Origin of the sequence: Pantoea sp., assembly GCF_032114055.1 — a bacterium.
In the GTDB taxonomy this organism is placed as follows: Bacteria; Pseudomonadota; Gammaproteobacteria; order Enterobacterales; family Enterobacteriaceae; genus Pantoea.
Window position 1 is genome coordinate 324799 of sequence record NZ_DAMCTB010000002.1, and the last position, 19518, is coordinate 344316.

The following is a 19518-nucleotide window of genomic DNA, read 5'->3' on the forward strand; positions in this document are numbered from 1 at the left end:
TTTTTTTTCGGCTTAAATTCAGGAGAGTGAATATCATGCGAGTGCTGAAATTCGGCGGGACCTCGGTAGCGAATGCGGAGCGGTTTCTTCGCGTCGCTGACATTCTGGAAAGTAATGCGCAACAAGGACAGGTTGCAACCGTGCTCTCTGCGCCAGCAAAGATCACTAACCATCTGGTGGCGATGATTGAAAAAACCATCAGTGGTCAGGATGCCTTGCCGAATATCAGCGACGCTGAACGCATTTTCAGCGAGCTGCTGCAGGGCCTGGCTGAGGCGCAGCCTGGCTTTGAATACGATCAGCTGAAAACCCGCGTCGATTTGGAATTTGCCCAGCTCAGGCAGGTGCTGCACGGCATCAGTCTGCTGGGACAGTGCCCGGACAGTGTGAACGCGGCGATTATCTGTCGCGGTGAAAAGCTCTCGATTGCCATCATGGAAGCTCTGCTGCAGGCACGCGGCCATGGCGTCAGCGTGATCGACCCGGTAGAAAAACTGCTGGCGGTGGGCCACTATCTTGAGTCTACCGTTGATATTGCTGAATCGACCCGTCGCATTGAGGCAAGCCAGATTCCGTCGCAGAACATGATTCTGATGGCGGGTTTTACGGCCGGTAACGAACGCGGTGAACTGGTCGTGCTGGGCCGTAATGGCTCTGACTACTCTGCAGCCGTGCTGGCTGCCTGTCTCCGCGCTGACTGCTGTGAAATCTGGACGGATGTGGATGGTGTCTACACCTGCGATCCGCGTCAGGTGCCGGATGCGCGCCTGCTGAAGTCGATGTCCTATCAGGAGGCCATGGAGCTCTCCTATTTCGGTGCGAAAGTCTTACATCCCCGCACCATTGCGCCAATTGCGCAGTTCCAGATCCCCTGTCTGATCAAAAATACCGCCAATCCGCAGGCACCCGGTACCTTAATCGGCGCAGAGGGTGGCCAGGATGAGCTTCCGGTGAAAGGCATCACTAACCTGAACAACATGGCGATGGTCAATGTCTCCGGTCCGGGTATGAAAGGGATGGTGGGCATGGCGGCCAGAGTCTTTGCGGCGATGTCCCGCACCGGTATCTCTGTCGTGCTGATCACGCAATCCTCCTCCGAATACAGCATCAGTTTCTGTGTGCCGCAGAGCGAGCTGGCACGGGCGCGTCAGGTGCTGGAGGAGGAGTTCCATCTGGAGCTGAAAGATGGCCTGCTGGACCCGCTGGATATTATCGAAAACCTGGCAGTGATTTCGGTGGTGGGCGATGGCATGCGCACCCTGCGCGGCATCTCAGCTAAATTCTTCTCGGCGCTGGCACGCGCCAATATCAACATCGTAGCGATTGCCCAGGGCTCCTCCGAACGCTCTATCTCCGTCGTGGTCAACAATGATGAGGTGATCACCGGCGTTCGCGTGGTGCATCAGATGCTGTTTGCCACCGATCAGGTGATCGAGGTGTTCGTGGTCGGTGTGGGCGGCGTGGGTGGCGCACTGCTGGATCAGTTGCATCGCCAGCAGGCGTGGCTGAAGCAGAAGCATATCGATCTGCGGGTCTGTGGTATCGCCAACTCGCGTGCGCTGCTAACGAACGTCCACGGCATCGATCTGAGCAACTGGCAGGCGGCATTAGCCGAGGCCAGAGAACCCTTTAATCTGGGTCGCATGGCGCGTCTGGTGAAAGAGTACCATCTGCTCAATCCGGTGATTGTGGACTGTACCTCCAGCCAGGCGGTCGCCGATCAGTACGCCGATTTTCTCAGTGAAGGCTTCCATGTGGTAACGCCGAACAAAAAGGCTAATACCTCATCCTGGCATTACTACCAGCAGATGCGCGCCGCCGCCGCTAAATCACGGCGTAAATTCCTCTATGACACCAATGTGGGGGCCGGGCTGCCGGTGATTGAGAACCTGCAGAACCTGATGAACGCTGGCGACGAGCTGCTGCGCTTCTCCGGTATTCTCTCCGGTTCGCTCTCCTTTATCTTTGGTAAGCTGGACGAAGGGATGTCGCTGTCGCAGGCGACTCAGATGGCGCGTGAAATGGGCTTCACCGAGCCTGACCCCCGTGACGATCTCGCCGGAACCGATGTAGCGCGCAAGCTGCTGATTCTGGCGCGTGAAGCGGGTCATCAACTGGAGCTGAGTGACATTGAAATCGAGCCGCTGCTGCCCGCCAGCCTGATCGACATTCAGGATGTTGAGCAGTTTATGCAGCGCCTGCCCGAACTGGATAACGTGTTTGCCAGCCGGGTGGCGCAGGCGCAGGAGACCGGTAAGGTCCTGCGTTATGTGGGCGCGATCGAAGAGGGCGGTATCTGCAAAGTGAAGATCGAGGCCGTTGACGGCAACGATCCGCTTTATAAAGTGAAAAACGGCGAGAACGCGCTGGCGTTTTACAGCCGCTACTATCAACCGATTCCGCTGGTACTGCGCGGATATGGTGCAGGAAATGATGTCACAGCGGCCGGTGTCTTTGCCGACCTGCTGCGTACGCTGTCATGGAAGTTGGGAGTTTAATCATGGTAAAAATTTACGCACCGGCCTCGATTGGTAACGTCAGCGTCGGCTTCGATGTGCTGGGCGCGGCGGTTTCGCCGGTTGATGGCTCCCTGCTGGGTGACTGCGTTTCCGTTGAAGCGGCCGATCGGTTTTCACTGACCAACGCTGGCCGTTTTGTCAGTAAGCTGCCCGCCGATCCCCGCGAGAATATCGTCTATCAGTGCTGGCAGCGTTTCTGCGAAGCGGTGGGCAAAGAGATCCCGGTAGCGATGACGCTGGAAAAGAACATGCCTATCGGCTCGGGGCTGGGCTCCAGCGCCTGCTCGGTGGTGGCCGGTTTAATGGCGATGAATGAATTCTGCGGCAAGCCGCTCAGCGACAGCGTCCTGCTGACGCTGATGGGCGAGCTGGAAGGACGAATCTCCGGCAGTGTGCATTATGATAACGTCGCGCCGTGCTTCCTGGGTGGCATTCAGCTGATGCTGGAAGAGAATGACATTATCAGCCAGGCGGTGCCGGGCTTCGACGACTGGCTGTGGGTGATGGCTTATCCAGGCATCAAAGTCTCGACTGCCGAAGCGCGCGCCATTTTACCTGCGCAGTACCGCAAAGAGGATTGCATTAAGCATGGCCGCCTGCTGGCGGGCTTCATTCACGCCTGCCATACGCGTCAGCCTGCGCTGGCCGCTAAACTGATGCAGGATGTGATTGCCGAACCCTATCGCACCCGGCTGCTGCCCGGCTTTGCCGCGGCGCGCCAGGCCGCTAAAGATACCGGCGCGCTGGCGTGCGGGATTTCAGGTTCCGGTCCGACACTTTTCGCCGTTTGCAATCAGATGGAAACGGCACAGCGGATGGCTGACTGGCTGAGCCAGCACTATCTGCAGAACGATGAAGGCTTCGTCCATATCTGCCGTCTTGACACGGCTGGCGCACGACAATTGGGATAACGCATGAAACTCTACAATCTTAAGGATCACAACGAGCAGGTCAGCTTCGCCCAGGCGGTGAAACAGGGTCTGGGCTCACAGCAGGGTCTGTTCTTTCCGCTGGAACTGCCCGAGTTTGAACTGACCGACATCGACGCGATGCTGGAGATGGATTTTGTCAGCCGCAGCAGCAAAATCCTCTCGGCGTTTATTGGTGACGAGATCCCGGCCCAGCAGCTGCATGAGCGCGTGAAAGCTGCGTTTGCCTTTCCGGCACCGGTCAAAGCGGTCAGCGAGGATATCGCCTGTCTGGAGCTGTTCCACGGCCCGACGCTGGCGTTTAAGGATTTCGGCGGCCGCTTTATGGCGCAGATGCTCTCTTACGTCTCTGGCGCCGATGAACAGATCACGATTCTGACCGCTACCTCCGGCGATACCGGTGCCGCCGTAGCGCACGCCTTCTATGGCATGGAAAACGTGCGTGTCGTCATTCTCTATCCGCAGTGCAAAATCAGTCCGCTGCAGGAGAAACTCTTCTGCACCCTGGGCGGCAATATCGAAACCATCGCAATCGACGGCGATTTTGATGCCTGCCAGGCGCTGGTGAAACAGGCATTTGATGATGAAGATCTGAAGCAGGCGATTGGCCTGAACTCGGCGAACTCAATCAACATCAGCCGCCTGCTGGCGCAGATCTGCTACTACTTTGAAGCGGTTGCCCAGCTGCCGCAGGAAAAACGTAATCAGCTGGTGGTCTCTGTGCCAAGCGGCAACTTTGGCGATCTGACGGCTGGTCTGCTGGCGAAATCGCTGGGCCTGCCGATTAAACGCTTTATCGCGGCCACCAACGCCAATGATACGGTGCCGCGCTTCCTGGGCAACGGTGAATGGCAGCCTAACCAGACGATCTCTACGCTGTCGAATGCGATGGATGTCAGCCAGCCAAACAACTGGCCGCGTGTGGAAGAGCTGTTCCGCCGTAAAACCTGGCGCCTGACCGATCTGGCCTGTGGTGCCGTTTCTGATGAAACTACGCGCGCCGCCATGCGTGAACTGGCTGAGATTGGTTATGTGTCCGAACCGCACGCCGCCATCGCCTGGCGCCTGCTGCGCGATCAGCTGCAGGAAGGGGAGTATGGTCTGTTCCTGGGAACGGCCCATCCGGCCAAGTTCCGCGAGAGCGTGGAAGCGATCCTGGAGCAGACGCTGACGCTGCCGCCGGAGTTAGCGGAGCGCGCCGATCTGCCGCTGCTGTCGCATCAGATGAAGGCGGATTTCGCCGCGCTGCGGGCGTTCCTGCTGAAGTAATCGTACAAAAGGCTTCCCCGGTGAGGGGAAGCCCAGGCGCGCGGCGTTACTGCTCCGCGCGCTTAAACACCAGTTCGCTGTCGCTGCTGCTGGCGGCATCAAAACGATACCCTTCCAGATCAAACGCTTTAAGCTGCTCCGGCTTCGTCAGCTGCTGCTGAATCACAAAGCGACTCATTAATCCGCGCGCCTTTTTGGCATAGAAACTGATGACTTTGTAGCTGCCATTCTTCTCGTCGAGGAACACAGGCTTAATCATCTGCGCCTGCAGTTTCTTCGGTTTAACCGCCCTGAAATATTCATCTGAAGCGAGATTGATCAGTACCTCGTCGCCCTGTTCCGCCAGTGCGGCGTTCAGCGTTTCGGTAATGAGATCGCCCCAGAAGGTATAGAGATCTTTGCCGGCCGGGTTTGTCAGGCGAATCCCCATCTCCAGACGATAAGGCTGCATTAAATCGAGCGGACGCAGCACGCCATAGAGGCCAGACAGCATGCGCAGATGCTGCTGAGCAAAATCGAAATCGCGATCGCTGAAGGTTTCCGCCTGCAGGCCGGTGTAGACATCGCCTTTGAACGCCAGAATTGCCTGACGGGCGTTCTGAGGCGTGAAGTCGGGCTGCCAGCTGTTAAACCGCTCGGCATTCAGGTGCGCCAGTTTGTCGCTGATGCTCATTAACGAGGCGATGCTGGCAGGGGACAGATCGCGGGCAATCTCAATCAGCTGTTGTGATTTTTCTAACAGCGCAGGCTGGGTGTAGCGCGTCGTCGCCAGCGGGCTTTCATAATCCAGCGTCTTGGCCGGAGAGATCACCATCAACATAGTCGTTTCCTCGATTAATAGCTGGTTTAACAGGAGATTGGCTGCTTATCTGGGCTGGCAGTGTAGCAAAAAAGCGGTGAAGAATGACGAATCACACCTATTTGTCCGCGCTATCGTAAACGGCATTCCCTGACCTTGCGCCACCGTTGCTGCGTGATATTATCGCCACAGCCTTTTTTCACACTGACAGTTAACTAAGAGAAAAGAACATGACGGACAAACTTACCTCCCTGCGTCAGCTCACCACTGTCGTTGCAGACACCGGTGATATCGCAGCCATGAAGCTGTACCAGCCTCAGGATGCCACCACCAACCCTTCTCTGATCCTCAACGCCGCACAAATCCCTGAATACCGTAAACTGATCGATGAAGCGATCGGCTGGGCGCGTGAGCAGAGCAGCAACAAAGAAGAGCAGCTGCAGCTGGTTTCTGACAAGCTGGCCGTAAACATTGGTCTGGAAATTCTTAAACTGGTGCCGGGCCGCATCTCGACAGAAGTCGATGCACGTCTCTCTTACGATACAGAAGGCAGCATTGCCAAAGCCCGTAGCCTGATCAAGCTCTACAATGATGCCGGTATCAGCAATGACCGCATCCTGATCAAACTGGCCTCTACCTGGCAGGGTATCCGCGCGGCAGAGCAGCTGGAAAAAGAGGGCATCAACTGTAACCTGACGCTGCTGTTCTCCTTTGCCCAGGCGCGTGCCTGTGCCGAAGCGGGCGTGTTCCTGATTTCGCCGTTTGTTGGCCGTATCCTGGACTGGTACAAAGCGAACACCGACAAAAAAGAGTATGCCGCGCACGAAGATCCCGGCGTGATTTCCGTCTCTGAAATCTACAACTACTACAAGCAGCACGGCTATGAAACCGTGGTCATGGGCGCCAGCTTCCGTAACGTGGGCGAAATCATCGAACTGGCAGGCTGCGACCGTCTGACCATCTCTCCTGCATTGCTGAAAGAGCTGGCAGAAAGCGAAGGCACGGTGGAACGTAAACTGAGCTACAGCGGCGAAGTGAAAGCGCGTCCGGCCCGCATGACCGAATCTGAGTTCCTGTGGCAGCACAACCAGGATCCGATGGCCGTCGCGAAGCTGGCTGAAGGTATCCGCAACTTTGCCATCGACCAGGGCAAACTTGAGAAGATGCTGGCAGAACTGCTGTAATCTGCTGACCGTGACGGCGCAGGCTGTCACGGTTTCCCTTTTGCGACCCTTTCACTTTGTATTATCCTCTCTGCCAGTCCCCTTTTACTCCACCGCACCGCGGTAAAGCACAGCGAAAACCATCATGAATACATTACGCATTGGCCTGATCTCGGTCTCCGATCGCGCCGCCAACGGCATCTATCAGGATCAGGGGATCCCCGCGCTGGAGAGCTGGCTCAGCAGCGCTATCAGCACGCCGTTTGAGGTTGAGTCCCGCCTGGTGCCCGATGAGCAGGTGATGATTGAACAGGCGATTTGTGAACTGGTCGATGAACGCTTCTGCCATCTGGTGCTGACCACTGGCGGCACCGGTCCGGCCCGCCGTGATGTCACGCCTGACGCGACTCTGGCGATTGCCGACCGCGAGATGCCGGGATTTGGTGAGCAGATGCGCCAGATCAGCCTGCAGTTTGTGCCGACTGCGATTCTGTCGCGCCAGGTGGGCGTGATCCGCAAACAGTCGCTGATCCTGAATCTGCCGGGCCAGCCGAAGTCGATTAAAGAGACGCTGGAGGGGCTTAAGGATGCGCAGGGCAACGTCAAAGTACACGGGATTTTTGCCTCTGTACCCTATTGTTTACAGCTACTGGAAGGGCCCTATGTCGAAACCTATCCGGAAGTAGTAGCAGCATTTCGCCCTAAAAGCGCCATCCGTGAGATAAATAACTAAATATTCCCCATTTCAGGCATAAGCTATAGCCTTGCTGGTGTGGCAAAAGATTGACGGTATAGTAATTATATCGTTACAACCTTGTCGCTTTTGCCTCTGGAATATTATGAATCCAACTCCTGTTCAGCGCCTGTCCGGCAAAGATTACCGTACGCTGGCGCTGGCCGCCCTGGGTGGCGCCCTCGAATTTTACGACTTCATCATTTTTGTCTTCTTCGCCACCGTTATCGGCGAGCTTTTCTTTCCTGCAGATATCCCGGAATGGCTGCGCCAGGTACAGACGTTTGCCATTTTTGCTGCGGGCTATCTGGCCCGTCCGCTGGGCGGTATCGTGATGGCGCATTTCGGCGACAAGCTCGGCCGCAAAAAGATGTTCAGTCTGAGCATTCTGCTGATGGCGCTGCCGACCCTGATGATGGGCGCATTACCTACCTGGCAGACCATCGGGATTGCGGCACCACTGCTGATGCTGCTGATGCGGATGCTGCAGGGGGCGGCGATCGGCGGTGAAGTGCCGGGGGCCTGGGTGTTTGTCGCCGAGCATGTGCCTTATAAGCGCATCGGCATCGCCTGTGGCACGCTGACCGCCGGGCTGACCATCGGCATTTTACTGGGCTCGCTGGTGGCGACGCTGATCAATAGTTCGATGTCCCAGCAGGCGATTCACGATGGCGGCTGGCGCATCCCGTTCTTTTTAGGCGGGCTGTTTGGGCTGGTCGCAATGTACCTGCGCCGCTGGCTGCATGAAACGCCGGTCTTTGTGGAGATGCAGCAGCGTAAAGCGCTGGCAGAAACACTGCCGCTGAAAACAGTGCTGGCGGAGCATAAAAAGTCGGTTGTTATCTCCATGCTGCTCACCTGGCTGCTCTCCGCCTGCATCGTGGTGGTGATCCTGATGTCACCCGTCTGGCTGCAGAAGCAGCAGGGCATTGCGCCCGCGCTGACTCTGCAGGCTAACAGCATCGCCACCCTGATGCTCTGCGTGGGCTGTATCCTTGCCGGACTGGCTGCCGACCGCTTTGGCGCCAGCCGCACCCTGGGTGTCGGCAGCCTGCTGCTGGCGATATGCAGCTGGCAGTTTTATCACCTGACCGCCTTCTATCCGCAACAGCTTTTCCTGCTCTATGGGCTGGCGGGGCTCAGCGTTGGTGTCGTCGGCGTCGTGCCGTTCGTGATGGTGCGTGCCTTTCCGGCAGAGGTGCGTTTCACCGGGCTCTCGTTTTCCTACAATGTCGCCTATGCCATCTTCGGCGGGCTGACACCTGTCTGTGTCTCGCTGCTGATGGGCGTCTCGGCCATGGCACCGTGCTGGTATGTGATGGCGCTGGCGCTGGTGGGGTTAGTCACCGGGATCTGGCTGCGGCGCGATATCAGCGACGAACGCGGGCGGGTGCAGGAAGTTAAGCCCCTCTCCTGAGCAACGCCGAACCTGGCTCTGTGTCATGCGAATACGCTGTTCCGGGAGCGGGCCTGTTGCGTTGACAGCATGTCAGCGTGGCGATGGTTCTGCTCTCGCGTTCAGCTTGGCACTGTGGTGTTTAGCCTGGCAGCACCACCAATAAAAATTTTTTTTAGTTTAACCCTTGATGCGCATCGAAGCGGCCCCATTTACTTCTCATCGAGCGTTGTGAACGCTGGAAAAAAAGCATGTGCTGGCAGGTTGAATGCAAACAACCTGCCCACATAAAAGGTTCACAACCCAAACTTGGCAACGAATTTAAGTGGGAGATGTTTAGATGGGTAAGATTATTGGTATTGACCTGGGTACAACCAACTCTTGTGTTGCGATCATGGATGGCACCAAAGCACGCGTGCTGGAAAATGCCGAGGGCGATCGCACCACGCCTTCAATCATTGCGTACACACAGGATGGCGAAATTCTGGTCGGTCAACCGGCTAAACGTCAGGCAGTGACTAACCCGCAGAATACCCTGTTCGCAATTAAGCGTCTGATCGGTCGTCGCTTCCAGGACGAAGAAGTACAGCGTGACATTAAAATCATGCCTTACAAAATCGCCAGCGCCGACAACGGTGACGCCTGGCTGGAAGTGAAAGGTCAGAAAATGGCACCGCCGCAGATCTCGGCTGAAGTGCTGAAAAAAATGAAAAAGACCGCCGAAGATTACCTCGGTGAGCCAGTAACTGAAGCGGTCATTACCGTTCCGGCCTACTTCAACGATGCGCAGCGTCAGGCGACTAAAGATGCCGGCCGTATCGCAGGTCTGGAAGTCAAACGTATCATTAACGAACCGACGGCGGCTGCGCTGGCGTACGGTCTGGATAAAGGCCAGGGCAACCGCACCATCGCGGTCTATGACCTGGGTGGCGGTACTTTCGATATCTCCATCATCGAGATCGACGAAGTTGACGGCGAAAAAACCTTTGAAGTTCTGGCGACCAACGGTGACACCCACCTGGGTGGTGAAGACTTCGACAGCCGCCTGATCAACTATCTGGTTGCAGAATTCAAGAAAGACCAGGGTATCGATCTGCACAACGATCCACTGGCGATGCAGCGTCTGAAAGAAGCGGCAGAGAAAGCGAAAATCGAACTCTCTTCTGCGCAGCAGACCGACGTTAACCTGCCTTACATCACGGCAGATGCGACCGGTCCTAAGCACCTGAACATCAAAGTGACCCGCTCTAAACTGGAGTCACTGGTTGAAGATCTGGTTGCACGCTCAATCGCGCCACTGAAAGTTGCGCTGCAGGATGCGGGTCTGTCTGTTTCAGACATCAACGACGTTATCCTGGTCGGTGGTCAGACCCGTATGCCACTGGTTCAGGCGAAAGTGACCGAGTTCTTCGGCAAAGAGCCACGTAAAGACGTGAACCCGGACGAAGCGGTTGCAGTCGGTGCGGCCGTTCAGGGTGGTGTACTGGGCGGTGACGTGAAAGACGTACTGCTGCTGGACGTTACCCCGCTGTCACTGGGTATCGAAACCATGGGTGGCGTGATGACTTCGCTGATCAGCAAGAACACTACCATCCCGACCAAGCACAGCCAGGTCTTCTCAACAGCAGAAGACAACCAGTCAGCCGTGACCATTCACGTGCTGCAGGGTGAGCGTAAGCGCGCCAATGACAACAAGTCACTGGGCCAGTTCAACCTCGACGGTATTCAGGCTGCGCCGCGCGGTATGCCGCAGATCGAAGTGACCTTCGACATCGATGCGGACGGTATCCTGCACGTGTCAGCGAAAGATAAGAACAGCGGTAAAGAGCAGAAAATCACCATCAAAGCCTCTTCAGGTCTGAACGATGAAGAGATCGAAAAAATGGTGCGTGATGCAGAAGCGAATGCGGAATCTGACCGTAAGTTCGAAGAGCTGGTACAGACGCGCAACCAGGGCGACCAGATTGCCCACAGCACCCGTAAGCAGCTGGAAGAAGCAGGCGACAAACTGTCTGCTGATGACAAAGCGCCAATCGACGCTGCACTGGCCGCGCTGGAAACGGCGCTGAAAGGCGAAGATAAAGCGGAAATCGACGCGAAGATGCAGGCGCTGATGGAAGTTTCTGGCAAGCTGATGGAAGCAGCACAGCAGTCTCAGGCAGGTGCGGCGGATGCCGGCGATGCGTCAGCGAAGAAAGACGATGACGTTGTCGATGCTGAATTCGAAGAAGTGAAAGACAACAAGAAATAATTGCCCCTGACCGGGCGCGACGGCTGGCCTGACAGCCGTTGAAACCAGCACGGGCGTAGGAGATCTCTCCACGCCCGTGCGATCATGTTAAGGGCTAAATAAACATGGCGAAGAGTGATTACTACGAGATTTTAGGCGTCGCCAAATCCGCGGACGAGCGTGAAATCAAAAAGGCTTACAAACGCCTGGCGATGAAATATCACCCGGATCGTAATCCCGGTGATAAAGAGGCCGAAGCTAAATTCAAAGAGGCCAAGGAAGCCTATGAAATCCTGACCGATGCGCAGAAGCGCGCGGCCTACGATCAGTATGGTCATGCAGCCTTTGAACAGGGCGGCATGGGTGGCGGTGGATTCGGCGGCGGCTTTGGCGGCGGCGGTGCAGACTTCAGCGATATCTTTGGCGACGTATTCGGTGACATCTTTGGTGGTGGACGCCGTCAGCGCGCCGCCCGTGGCGCTGATTTACGCTACAACATGGAGCTGTCGCTGGAAGAAGCGGTACGCGGCGTGACCAAAGAGATCCGCATTCCTACGCTGGAAGAGTGTGACGTCTGCCACGGCAGCGGGGCAAAAGCGGGTACCAAACCACAAACCTGTTCAACCTGTCACGGTGCAGGCCAGGTGCAGATGCGTCAGGGCTTCTTTACCGTTCAGCAGGCCTGTCCGACCTGTCACGGCCGCGGCTCGGTGATTAAAGATCCGTGCAACGCCTGTCATGGCCATGGCCGCGTTGAGAAGTCGAAGACGCTGTCAGTGAAAATTCCGGCAGGGGTGGATAACGGCGATCGCATTCGTCTGAGTGGTGAAGGCGAAGCGGGGGAGCAGGGCGCACCGGCTGGCGATCTCTACGTCCAGGTTTCCGTGAAGAAGCACCCTATCTTCGAACGTGAAGAGAACAACCTCTACTGTGAAGTGCCGATCAATTTTGCGATGGCGGCGCTGGGCGGAGAGATCGAAGTGCCCACGCTGGATGGTCGCGTGAAGCTGAAAGTACCGGCAGAAACCCAGACCGGTAAGCTGTTCCGCATGCGCGGACGTGGCGTGAAGTCGGTCCGCGGTGGCGCGGTCGGCGACCTGTTATGCCGTGTGGTGGTGGAAACCCCGGTCAGCCTGAATGAGAAACAGAAAACGCTGTTGCGTGAACTGGAAGAGAGTTTTGGCGGCCCGAGCGGTGAACATAACAGCCCGCGCTCAAAAAGCTTTTTCGACGGCGTGAAGAAGTTCTTTGACGATCTGACCCGCTAAGCGGTGACGGATAAAACGGAGCCTCTGGCTCCGTTTTTTTTGCTTCTTCGGGCCCTGTCTACCTGTTTTTAAACCTCGCCTCGTTTCAGACCCGCTTTTCCCGACTCAGTTAAACCGAACTAACAGCGTGGTATAAGCTGCTTTTAACGAGCTATAGGAGCCGTTACACTCATATTCTTTCTATCGCTGATCAGGAAGATAAACGTTGAATAAGCCTCGCAGACTCAAAAATCTTTTAAAAAGCTTCATTGAGAGTGACGCCAGCAATGGCATGGTATTAATCCTGGCAGCCGTGGCGGCTATGATTATGGCCAACACTGCGGAGACCGCCGGGAGCTATCAGGCGTTTCTCAATGAACCCGTCCAGATCCGCTTTGGCGCGCTTAATATCAGCAAAAATCTGTTGTTGTGGATTAACGATGCAATGATGGCGCTGTTCTTCCTGCTGATTGGCCTGGAAGTCAAACGCGAGCTGATGGTGGGTGAACTGGCAAGCCGCGATAAGGCGATTTTTCCGGTTATCGCCGCCCTGGGGGGCATGGCGCTGCCCGCTCTGATCTTTCTCGGCTTCAACCATGGTGATGAGATTGCCCGCAACGGCTGGGCGATTCCCACGGCGACCGATATCGCTTTTGCGCTGGGGGTGCTGGCCCTGCTGGGCAGCCGTGTTCCTGCGGCGTTGAAAGTGTTCCTGATGGCGCTGGCGATTATCGATGACCTGGGGGCGATTGTGATTATCGCCCTGTTCTACACCAGTGGCCTCTCGGTTCTCTCTCTGGGTGTGGCGGCTGGGGCGATCGTGGTGCTGGCGCTGCTGAACTACTTTAACGTCCGTAAGATCTCGATCTACATCCTGGTGGGAATTGTGCTCTGGACCGCCGTGCTGAAGTCGGGCGTTCACGCCACGCTGGCGGGCGTTATCGTGGGCTTCTTTGTGCCGCTGGAGAAAAGAGAGGGACACTCGCCTGCGGAGCATCTGGCGCACGGTCTGATGCCGTGGGTAAACTGGCTGATCCTGCCGCTGTTTGCCTTTGCTAATGCCGGTATCTCCCTGGCGGGCATTACGATGGGTGACATTTTCTCGCCTGAACCGTCAGGCATCATCCTTGGTCTGTTAATCGGTAAGCCGCTGGGCATTACGCTGTTCTGCTGGCTGGCCGTCCGGCTCCGCCTGGCCGTTCTGCCGGATGGCACAACCCTGCGTGACATCATGGCGATTGGGGTGCTGTGCGGCATCGGCTTTACGATGTCGATATTCATTAGCTCACTGGCCTTTGACGCAGCCCATGAGCAGCTGGTGACCTTCTCTAAACTGGGAATCCTTACCGGCTCTCTGCTCTCTGCTGTGATCGGATATATCCTGTTGCGGGTCAAACTGCGTTAATGGAGAGGAGGCGAAAGCCTCCTTTTTTCGATGAATCATATCAACTACAACCACCTCTACTACTTCTGGCACGCCTGTCGTGCAGGCTCGATAGCGGGGGCCGCAGAGGTGCTTTCGCTGACGCCGCAGACCATTACCGGGCAGATCAAGACGCTGGAGGAGCGCCTGCAGGGCAAGCTGTTCCGGCGTCAGGGCCGGGGGCTGGTGCCGACCGAGCTGGGTCAGCTTGTTTTCCGCTATGCAGATCGCATGTTTATGCTGGGTCAGGAAATGCTGGACATTGTTAACTATCGCAAAGAGTCGCATCTGCTGCTGGATGTGGGCGTGGCGGATGCGCTCTCAAAGCAGCTGGTCAGCAAGGTGCTGGAGACGGCGGTGGTCGCAGAGGAGAAAATCCATCTGCGCTGCTTTGAATCGACCCATGAAATGCTGCTGGAGCAGCTCAGTCAGCACAAGCTGGATATGATTATCTCTGACTGCGCCATCGATTCGACCCGCCAGGAGGGGCTGTTTTCGGTCCGGCTGGGAGAGTGCCCCGTCAGCTTCTGGTCAACCGAGCCGCTCTCCGGCCCCGCTTTCCCGGCCTGCCTGGCATCGCGCCCGCTGCTGATCCCGGGCCGTCGCTCCATGCTGGGACGCAAGATCCTTAACTGGATCAGCACGCAGGGACTGCAGGTGGAGATCCTGGGGGAGTTTGATGATGCGGCATTGATGAAAGCGTTTGGCGCCCGACAGAAAGCCATTTTTGTTGCGCCTTTGCTGGATATCGGTCAGCGGGAGGGAATTTATAAAGTCGGACAGCTCAGTGCCGTATCAGAGGAGTATCACATTATCTTTGCGGAACGAATGATTCAGCACCCGGCGGTACAGCGGATCTGCCGTGCAGACTTCAGTGCGCTTTTTCCCCGCCAGAATCGGGACGAAAAAAAACCGGCATAAGCGCCGGTTCTTTCAACAAAGCGATAAACAACGGCGATTAAGCCAGTTTGTTGATCTGTGCAGTCAGGTTTGCTTTATAACGTGCAGCTTTGTTTTTGTGGATCAGACCTTTAGCAGCCTGACGATCCACGATTGGTTGCATTTCATTGAATGCGTTCTGCGCAGCAGCTTTGTCGCCTGAAGCGATCGCCGCGTATACTTTCTTAACGAAGGTACGCATCATAGAGCGGCGGCTAGCGTTATGCTTACGGCGTTTCTCAGATGTTACGGCGCGTTTCTTAGCTGATTTGATATTAGCCAAGGTCCAACTCCCAAATGTGTTCTATAGAGACAAATCAAAGGCCGAGGACTATGCCCTTCTAACCCAATTTTGTCAATGGATTTGTGCAAATAAGCGTCGCTCGGTGAGCAGCACTCGGTTACGTATTTGATGGCGCAAGATTCTACCAGCTTCCCCTCCCTGAATACAGTATTTAGCGACAAAATTCTTAACATGCGCCTCTGTAACAGGAAATGCAGCCTGTAAAGCATGAAAGGCGTGCTGACGGGTTAACCTGAGTCACTTTCAAGGGTATAATCCGCCGATTTCCACCGGTTTGGGCCAGCCATGAAGTTTATCCGCGGTATTCATAATCTTAACGAGCAGCATCGCGGCTGCGTTCTGACCATTGGTAATTTCGATGGCGTTCACCGTGGGCATCAGGCGCTGATATCCCGGCTGTGTGAAGAGGGACGCAGGCTGAATCTGCCGGTGGTGGTGATGGTTTTTGAGCCACAGCCGCTGGAGCTGTTCGCTGGTGACAGAGCCCCGGCTCGCCTGACCCGTCTGCGCGACAAACTGCGCTACATGGCGGAAGCGGGCGTCGATAATGTGCTGTGCGTGCGGTTTGACCGTCGCTTTGCGGCGTTGTCCGCCCAGCGTTTCATCAGTGACCTGTTAGTGGAAAAGCTGAACGTTAAGTACCTTGCGGTAGGCGATGACTTTCGCTTTGGCGCGGGTCGCCAGGGCGATTTCCCGCTGCTGCAGAAAGCGGGTGCGGAGTATGGCTTTGAGGTTGTCAGCACGGAAACCTTCTGCGACGGCGGTAAGCGCATCAGCAGCACCGCCGTCCGTCAGGCGCTGGCCGCAGACGATCTGGTGCTGGCGCAGTCGCTGCTGGGTCATCCTTTCACAATTTCAGGCCGCGTGGTGCACGGCGACGCCCTGGGACGTACGCTGGGCTTTCCGACGGCAAACCTGCCTCTTCGCCGCAGCGTTTCGCCGGTGAAAGGGGTCTACGCGGTCGAAGTGCGGGGCCTCACGCCCGAGCCGCTGCCGGGCGTCGCCAACATCGGCACCCGCCCGACGGTAAAAGGTTTGCGCCAGCAGCTTGAAGTTCACCTGCTTGACATCAATATGGATCTTTATGGTCGTCACATTGATGTGGTGCTGAAACAGAAAATACGAAACGAGCAGCGCTTTGCCTCACTGGAGGCGTTGAAAGAACAAATTGCAGACGATGTGGTAACGGCCCGACGTTATTTCGGGCTGCTTTAACCTGAGCGAAAAACGGAATCGAGAATCTGATGAGTGACTATAAATCTACCCTGAATTTGCCGGAAACGGGATTCCCGATGCGTGGCGATCTGGCCAAACGCGAACCGGGAATGTTGCAACGCTGGTATGCCGACAACCTCTACAGCGTCATCCGCGAAGCCAAAAAAGGGAAAAAAACCTTTATCCTGCATGATGGCCCTCCCTATGCGAACGGCAGCATTCATATTGGTCACTCTGTTAACAAGATTCTGAAAGACATTATCGTTAAGTCGAAAGGCATGGCGGGTTATGACGCGCCCTATGTGCCGGGCTGGGACTGTCATGGTCTGCCTATCGAGCACAAAGTGGAGCAGATGATCGGCAAGCCAGGCGAAAAGGTCACTGCAGCCGAATTCCGCGAAGCGTGCCGCAAATATGCCGCCGAACAGGTGGAAGGCCAGAAAGCGGACTTTATTCGTCTGGGCGTGCTGGGCGACTGGGATCGTCCTTACCTGACCATGGATTTCGGCACCGAAGCCAACATCATTCGCGCGCTGGGCAAAATCATCGGCAATGGTCATCTGCACAAAGGCGCGAAGCCGGTGCACTGGTGCCTGGACTGCCGTTCAGCCTTAGCCGAAGCCGAAGTCGAATATTACGACAAAACGTCACCGTCGATTGACGTGATGTTCAACGCCCTGGATAGCGATGCAGTACGTCAGGCGTTTGGTGTGACGGAGGTCAGTGGCCCGATTTCGCTGGTGATCTGGACCACCACGCCGTGGACGCTGCCAGCTAACCGCGCGATCTCCCTGCACCCTGAATTTGAGTATCAGCTGATCCAGATCGAGGGCCGTGCCCTGATCCTGGCGAAAGAGCTGGTGGACAGCGTCATGAAGCGCGCCGGTGTCAGCGAATGGCAGGTGCTGGGCGAATGCAAAGGCGCGGCGCTGGAGCTGCAGAAATTCCAGCATCCGTTCCTGGCAATCGCGTCGCTGGTGGTGCTGGGCGAACACGTCACGCTGGATGCCGGTACCGGTGCGGTGCACACCGCGCCAGGCCACGGTCCGGATGACTATGTCATCGGTCAGAAATATGGCATCGAAACCGCCAACCCGGTCGGTCCGGATGGCACCTATCTGCCAGGCACCTTCCCGACGCTGGATGGCGTGAACGTCTTTAAAGCCAACGACATGATCGTTGAGCTGCTGAAAGAGAAGGGCGCGCTGCTGCACGTTGAGAAACTGCTGCACAGCTACCCGCACTGCTGGCGCCATAAAACACCGATCATCTTCCGTGCGACCCCGCAGTGGTTCATCAGCATGGATCAGAAAGGTCTGCGCGCGCAGTCACTGAAAGAGATCAAAGGCGTGCAGTGGATCCCGGACTGGGGCCAGGCGCGTATCGAATCGATGGTCGCGAACCGTCCCGACTGGTGCATCTCCCGCCAGCGTACCTGGGGCGTGCCGATGGCGCTGTTCGTGCATAAAGAGAGCGAAGAGCTGCATCCGGACACCCTGGCGCTGATGGAGAAAGTCGCGCAGCGCGTCGAGCAGGACGGAATTCAGGCCTGGTGGGATCTTGACCCGCGTGAGCTGATGGGCGATGACGCCGATCACTATGTGAAAGTGCCGGATACTCTGGATGTCTGGTTTGACTCCGGTTCAACCAGCTACTCGGTGGTTGATGCGCGCCCTGAGTTTGACGGCCATTCGCCGGATCTCTATCTGGAGGGCTCCGACCAGCATCGCGGCTGGTTTATGTCCTCACTGATGATCTCGACGGCGATGAAGGGCAAGGCGCCTTACCGCCAGGTTCTGACGCACGGTTTCACCGTCGATGGACAGGGCCGCAAGATGTCGAAATCGATCGGCAACACGGTGTCGCCGCAGGATGTGATGAACAAGCTGGGTGCCGATATTCTGCGTCTGTGGGTCGCCTCAACCGACTACTCTGGCGAGATGGCAGTGTCAGACGAGATCCTCAAGCGTTCTGCCGACGCCTACCGTCGTATCCGCAACACCGCACGTTTCCTGCTGGCGAACCTCAGCGGCTTCAATCCGGCCACCGATCGGGTGAAACCGGAAGAGATGGTGGTGGTGGATCGCTGGGCAGTAGGCCGTGCGCAGGCGGCGCAGGCCGACATCGTCGCCTCCTACGAAAACTATGACTTCCATGAAGTGATCCAGCGTCTGATGCAGTTCTGCTCTATCGAGATGGGCAGCTTCTATCTGGACATCATCAAGGATCGTCAGTACACCGCGAAAGGCGAAGGCCTGGCGCGTCGCAGCTGCCAGACCGCGCTGTGGCATATCGTTGAAGCGCTGGTTCGCTGGATGGCACCGATCATGTCCTTTACGGCGGATGAGATCTGGGGCTACCTGCCGGGCGAGCGTGCGAAGTATGTCTTCACGGAAGAGTGGTATCAGGGTCTGTTCGGCCTGGCCGAAAACGAAGCGCTGAATGACGCCTACTGGGCTGAGCTGCTGAAAGTGCGCGGCGAAGTGAATAAGGTGATCGAGCAGGCGCGTGCAGATAAACGTATCGGTGGCGCGCTGGAAGCGACCGTCACGCTGTATGCCGATCCGGAGCTGGCCGCTAAGCTGCAGGCGCTGGGCAATGAACTGCGCTTTGTGCTGCTGACCTCGGGCGCACAGGTGGCGGATTACGCGCTGGCCAGCGATGAAGCGCAGCAGAGTGAAGGGCTGAAAGGTCTGAAAATCGCTCTGCACAAGGCGGAAGGCGAGAAATGTCAGCGCTGCTGGCATTACACTACTGACGTCGGCCAGAATCCTGAGCACGCTGAGGTGTGTGGTCGTTGTTATACTAACGTAGCCGGTGACGGTGAACAGCGTGAATTTGCCTGATGCGTAAACCTATTTTATCAACCGGATTGCGCTGGCTCTGGCTGGTGCTGGTGGTGATTGTTGTCGACTTCGCCAGTAAGCAGTGGGTGATGAACAACATGATGCTGCATGAAACCCAGCCGCTGATTCCGTTCCTGAACCTGTTCTACGCGCACAACTACGGCGCGGCGTTCAGCTTTCTGGCGGACAAGGGCGGCTGGCAGCGCTGGTTCTTTGCCGGTATTGCGCTGGCCATTGTGGTCTCACTGATGGTGATGATGTACCGCAATCGTGCCAGCCAGAAGATCGCCAACATCGCGTATGCCCTGATCATCGGCGGCGCGATAGGCAATCTGTTTGATCGTTCCTATCATGGCTTTGTGGTCGACTTTATCGATTTCTACGTCGGTAACTGGCACTTCGCTACATTTAATATCGCCGACTGCGGCATCTGTATTGGTGCGGCACTGGTGGTGCTGGAGGGGTTTTTAAGCCCCAACAGCAAACAGGCTAAACAGAAAGGGTAA

At 56.6% G+C, this 19518-nt stretch carries 15 protein-coding genes and 1 other annotated feature (1 of these 16 only partly in view); of the genes, 13 read left to right on the top strand and 2 right to left on the bottom strand.

Annotated elements, in window-relative coordinates; translation table 11 throughout:
• Nucleotides 1-9: a sequence feature (Thr leader region), on the top strand (it extends 110 nt beyond the left edge of the window).
• A gap of 26 nt (nucleotides 10-35) precedes the next feature.
• From thrA to thrC, 3 genes are read left to right on the top strand one after another with little or no spacing between them, the layout of a single operon-like run.
• The gene (gene thrA / locus RT657_RS05700; protein WP_313653020.1) at nucleotides 36-2498 is read left to right on the top strand and encodes a bifunctional aspartate kinase/homoserine dehydrogenase I; all 2463 of its coding nucleotides are present in this window, start codon (nucleotides 36-38) and stop codon (nucleotides 2496-2498) included.
• A gap of 2 nt (nucleotides 2499-2500) precedes the next feature.
• On the top strand, nucleotides 2501-3430 hold the full coding sequence (gene thrB / locus RT657_RS05705) for a homoserine kinase (protein ID WP_313653021.1): 930 nt from the start codon (nucleotides 2501-2503) through the stop codon (nucleotides 3428-3430).
• A gap of 3 nt (nucleotides 3431-3433) precedes the next feature.
• Nucleotides 3434-4717 carry a threonine synthase gene (gene thrC, locus RT657_RS05710; RefSeq protein ID WP_313653022.1) on the top strand — a complete coding sequence of 428 codons (1284 nt, stop codon included), beginning with the start codon at nucleotides 3434-3436 and terminating at the stop codon, nucleotides 4715-4717.
• A gap of 46 nt (nucleotides 4718-4763) precedes the next feature.
• On the opposite strand, the gene yaaA is transcribed toward thrC, so the two are convergent.
• Nucleotides 4764-5537: a peroxide stress protein YaaA gene (gene yaaA / locus RT657_RS05715; protein WP_313653023.1), complete on the bottom strand. Its 774-nt coding sequence runs from the start codon at nucleotides 5535-5537 to the stop codon at nucleotides 4764-4766.
• Nucleotides 5538-5746: 209 nt separating this feature from the next.
• Between yaaA and tal the strand changes: the two genes are divergently transcribed.
• The 7 genes from tal to nhaR all read left to right on the top strand — a co-directional run bounded on the left by tal (nucleotide 5747) and on the right by nhaR (nucleotide 14629).
• On the top strand, nucleotides 5747-6700 hold the full coding sequence (gene tal, locus RT657_RS05720; protein ID WP_313653024.1) for a transaldolase: 954 nt from the start codon (nucleotides 5747-5749) through the stop codon (nucleotides 6698-6700).
• Nucleotides 6701-6824: 124 nt separating this feature from the next.
• The gene (mog, locus tag RT657_RS05725; protein ID WP_313653025.1) at nucleotides 6825-7412 is read left to right on the top strand and encodes a molybdopterin adenylyltransferase; all 588 of its coding nucleotides are present in this window, start codon (nucleotides 6825-6827) and stop codon (nucleotides 7410-7412) included.
• A gap of 106 nt (nucleotides 7413-7518) precedes the next feature.
• A complete protein-coding gene (locus RT657_RS05730) occupies nucleotides 7519-8829 on the top strand; it encodes an MFS transporter (RefSeq protein ID WP_313653026.1) in 1311 nt (436 codons plus the stop codon).
• A 319-nt stretch (nucleotides 8830-9148) separates the two neighbouring features.
• A complete protein-coding gene (gene dnaK / locus RT657_RS05735; protein WP_313653027.1) occupies nucleotides 9149-11059 on the top strand; it encodes a molecular chaperone DnaK in 1911 nt (636 codons plus the stop codon).
• A gap of 104 nt (nucleotides 11060-11163) precedes the next feature.
• Nucleotides 11164-12306, top strand: a complete 1143-nt coding sequence (gene dnaJ, locus RT657_RS05740) for a molecular chaperone DnaJ (RefSeq protein WP_313653028.1) — start codon at nucleotides 11164-11166, stop codon at nucleotides 12304-12306.
• Between the two features lie 205 nt (nucleotides 12307-12511).
• Nucleotides 12512-13690, top strand: a complete 1179-nt coding sequence (gene nhaA, locus RT657_RS05745) for a Na+/H+ antiporter NhaA (RefSeq protein WP_313653029.1) — start codon at nucleotides 12512-12514, stop codon at nucleotides 13688-13690.
• A 30-nt stretch (nucleotides 13691-13720) separates the two neighbouring features.
• Nucleotides 13721-14629, top strand: a complete 909-nt coding sequence (gene nhaR / locus RT657_RS05750; RefSeq protein ID WP_313653030.1) for a transcriptional activator NhaR — start codon at nucleotides 13721-13723, stop codon at nucleotides 14627-14629.
• Nucleotides 14630-14666: 37 nt separating this feature from the next.
• Here the strand turns inward: nhaR and rpsT are convergent, their stop codons facing one another.
• Nucleotides 14667-14930, bottom strand: a complete 264-nt coding sequence (gene rpsT, locus RT657_RS05755) for a 30S ribosomal protein S20 (protein WP_006117633.1) — start codon at nucleotides 14928-14930, stop codon at nucleotides 14667-14669.
• Nucleotides 14931-15236: 306 nt separating this feature from the next.
• Here rpsT and ribF point away from each other — a divergent pair, with 306 nt between their 5' ends.
• Genes ribF through lspA form a run of 3 tightly spaced genes read left to right on the top strand, consistent with a single transcriptional unit; the run spans nucleotide 15237 to nucleotide 19518 of the window.
• A complete protein-coding gene (ribF, locus tag RT657_RS05760; protein ID WP_313653032.1) occupies nucleotides 15237-16166 on the top strand; it encodes a bifunctional riboflavin kinase/FAD synthetase in 930 nt (309 codons plus the stop codon).
• A gap of 29 nt (nucleotides 16167-16195) precedes the next feature.
• Nucleotides 16196-19012 (top strand): isoleucine--tRNA ligase, encoded by a 2817-nt coding sequence (gene ileS / locus RT657_RS05765; RefSeq protein WP_313653034.1) that lies wholly within the window; start codon nucleotides 16196-16198, stop codon nucleotides 19010-19012.
• A complete protein-coding gene (lspA, locus tag RT657_RS05770; protein WP_111139369.1) occupies nucleotides 19012-19518 on the top strand; it encodes a signal peptidase II in 507 nt (168 codons plus the stop codon). The genes ileS and lspA overlap by 1 nt, the downstream gene beginning before the upstream one ends.

What these genes read in the sequence shown, in the direction of transcription:
- tal (WP_313653024.1), top strand. Translation starts at nt 5,747, where the DNA reads ATGACGGACAAACTTACCTCCCTGCGTCAGCTCACCACTGTCGTTGCA.
- thrB (WP_313653021.1), top strand. Translation starts at nt 2,501, where the DNA reads ATGGTAAAAATTTACGCACCGGCCTCGATTGGTAACGTCAGCGTCGGC.
- lspA (WP_111139369.1), top strand. Translation starts at nt 19,012, where the DNA reads ATGCGTAAACCTATTTTATCAACCGGATTGCGCTGGCTCTGGCTGGTG.
- dnaK (WP_313653027.1), top strand. Translation starts at nt 9,149, where the DNA reads ATGGGTAAGATTATTGGTATTGACCTGGGTACAACCAACTCTTGTGTT.
- yaaA (WP_313653023.1), bottom strand. Translation starts at nt 5,537, where the DNA reads ATGTTGATGGTGATCTCTCCGGCCAAGACGCTGGATTATGAAAGCCCG.
- ribF (WP_313653032.1), top strand. Translation starts at nt 15,237, where the DNA reads ATGAAGTTTATCCGCGGTATTCATAATCTTAACGAGCAGCATCGCGGC.
- nhaR (WP_313653030.1), top strand. Translation starts at nt 13,721, where the DNA reads ATGAATCATATCAACTACAACCACCTCTACTACTTCTGGCACGCCTGT.
- dnaJ (WP_313653028.1), top strand. Translation starts at nt 11,164, where the DNA reads ATGGCGAAGAGTGATTACTACGAGATTTTAGGCGTCGCCAAATCCGCG.
- ileS (WP_313653034.1), top strand. Translation starts at nt 16,196, where the DNA reads ATGAGTGACTATAAATCTACCCTGAATTTGCCGGAAACGGGATTCCCG.
- thrC (WP_313653022.1), top strand. Translation starts at nt 3,434, where the DNA reads ATGAAACTCTACAATCTTAAGGATCACAACGAGCAGGTCAGCTTCGCC.
- mog (WP_313653025.1), top strand. Translation starts at nt 6,825, where the DNA reads ATGAATACATTACGCATTGGCCTGATCTCGGTCTCCGATCGCGCCGCC.
- thrA (WP_313653020.1), top strand. Translation starts at nt 36, where the DNA reads ATGCGAGTGCTGAAATTCGGCGGGACCTCGGTAGCGAATGCGGAGCGG.
- RT657_RS05730 (WP_313653026.1), top strand. Translation starts at nt 7,519, where the DNA reads ATGAATCCAACTCCTGTTCAGCGCCTGTCCGGCAAAGATTACCGTACG.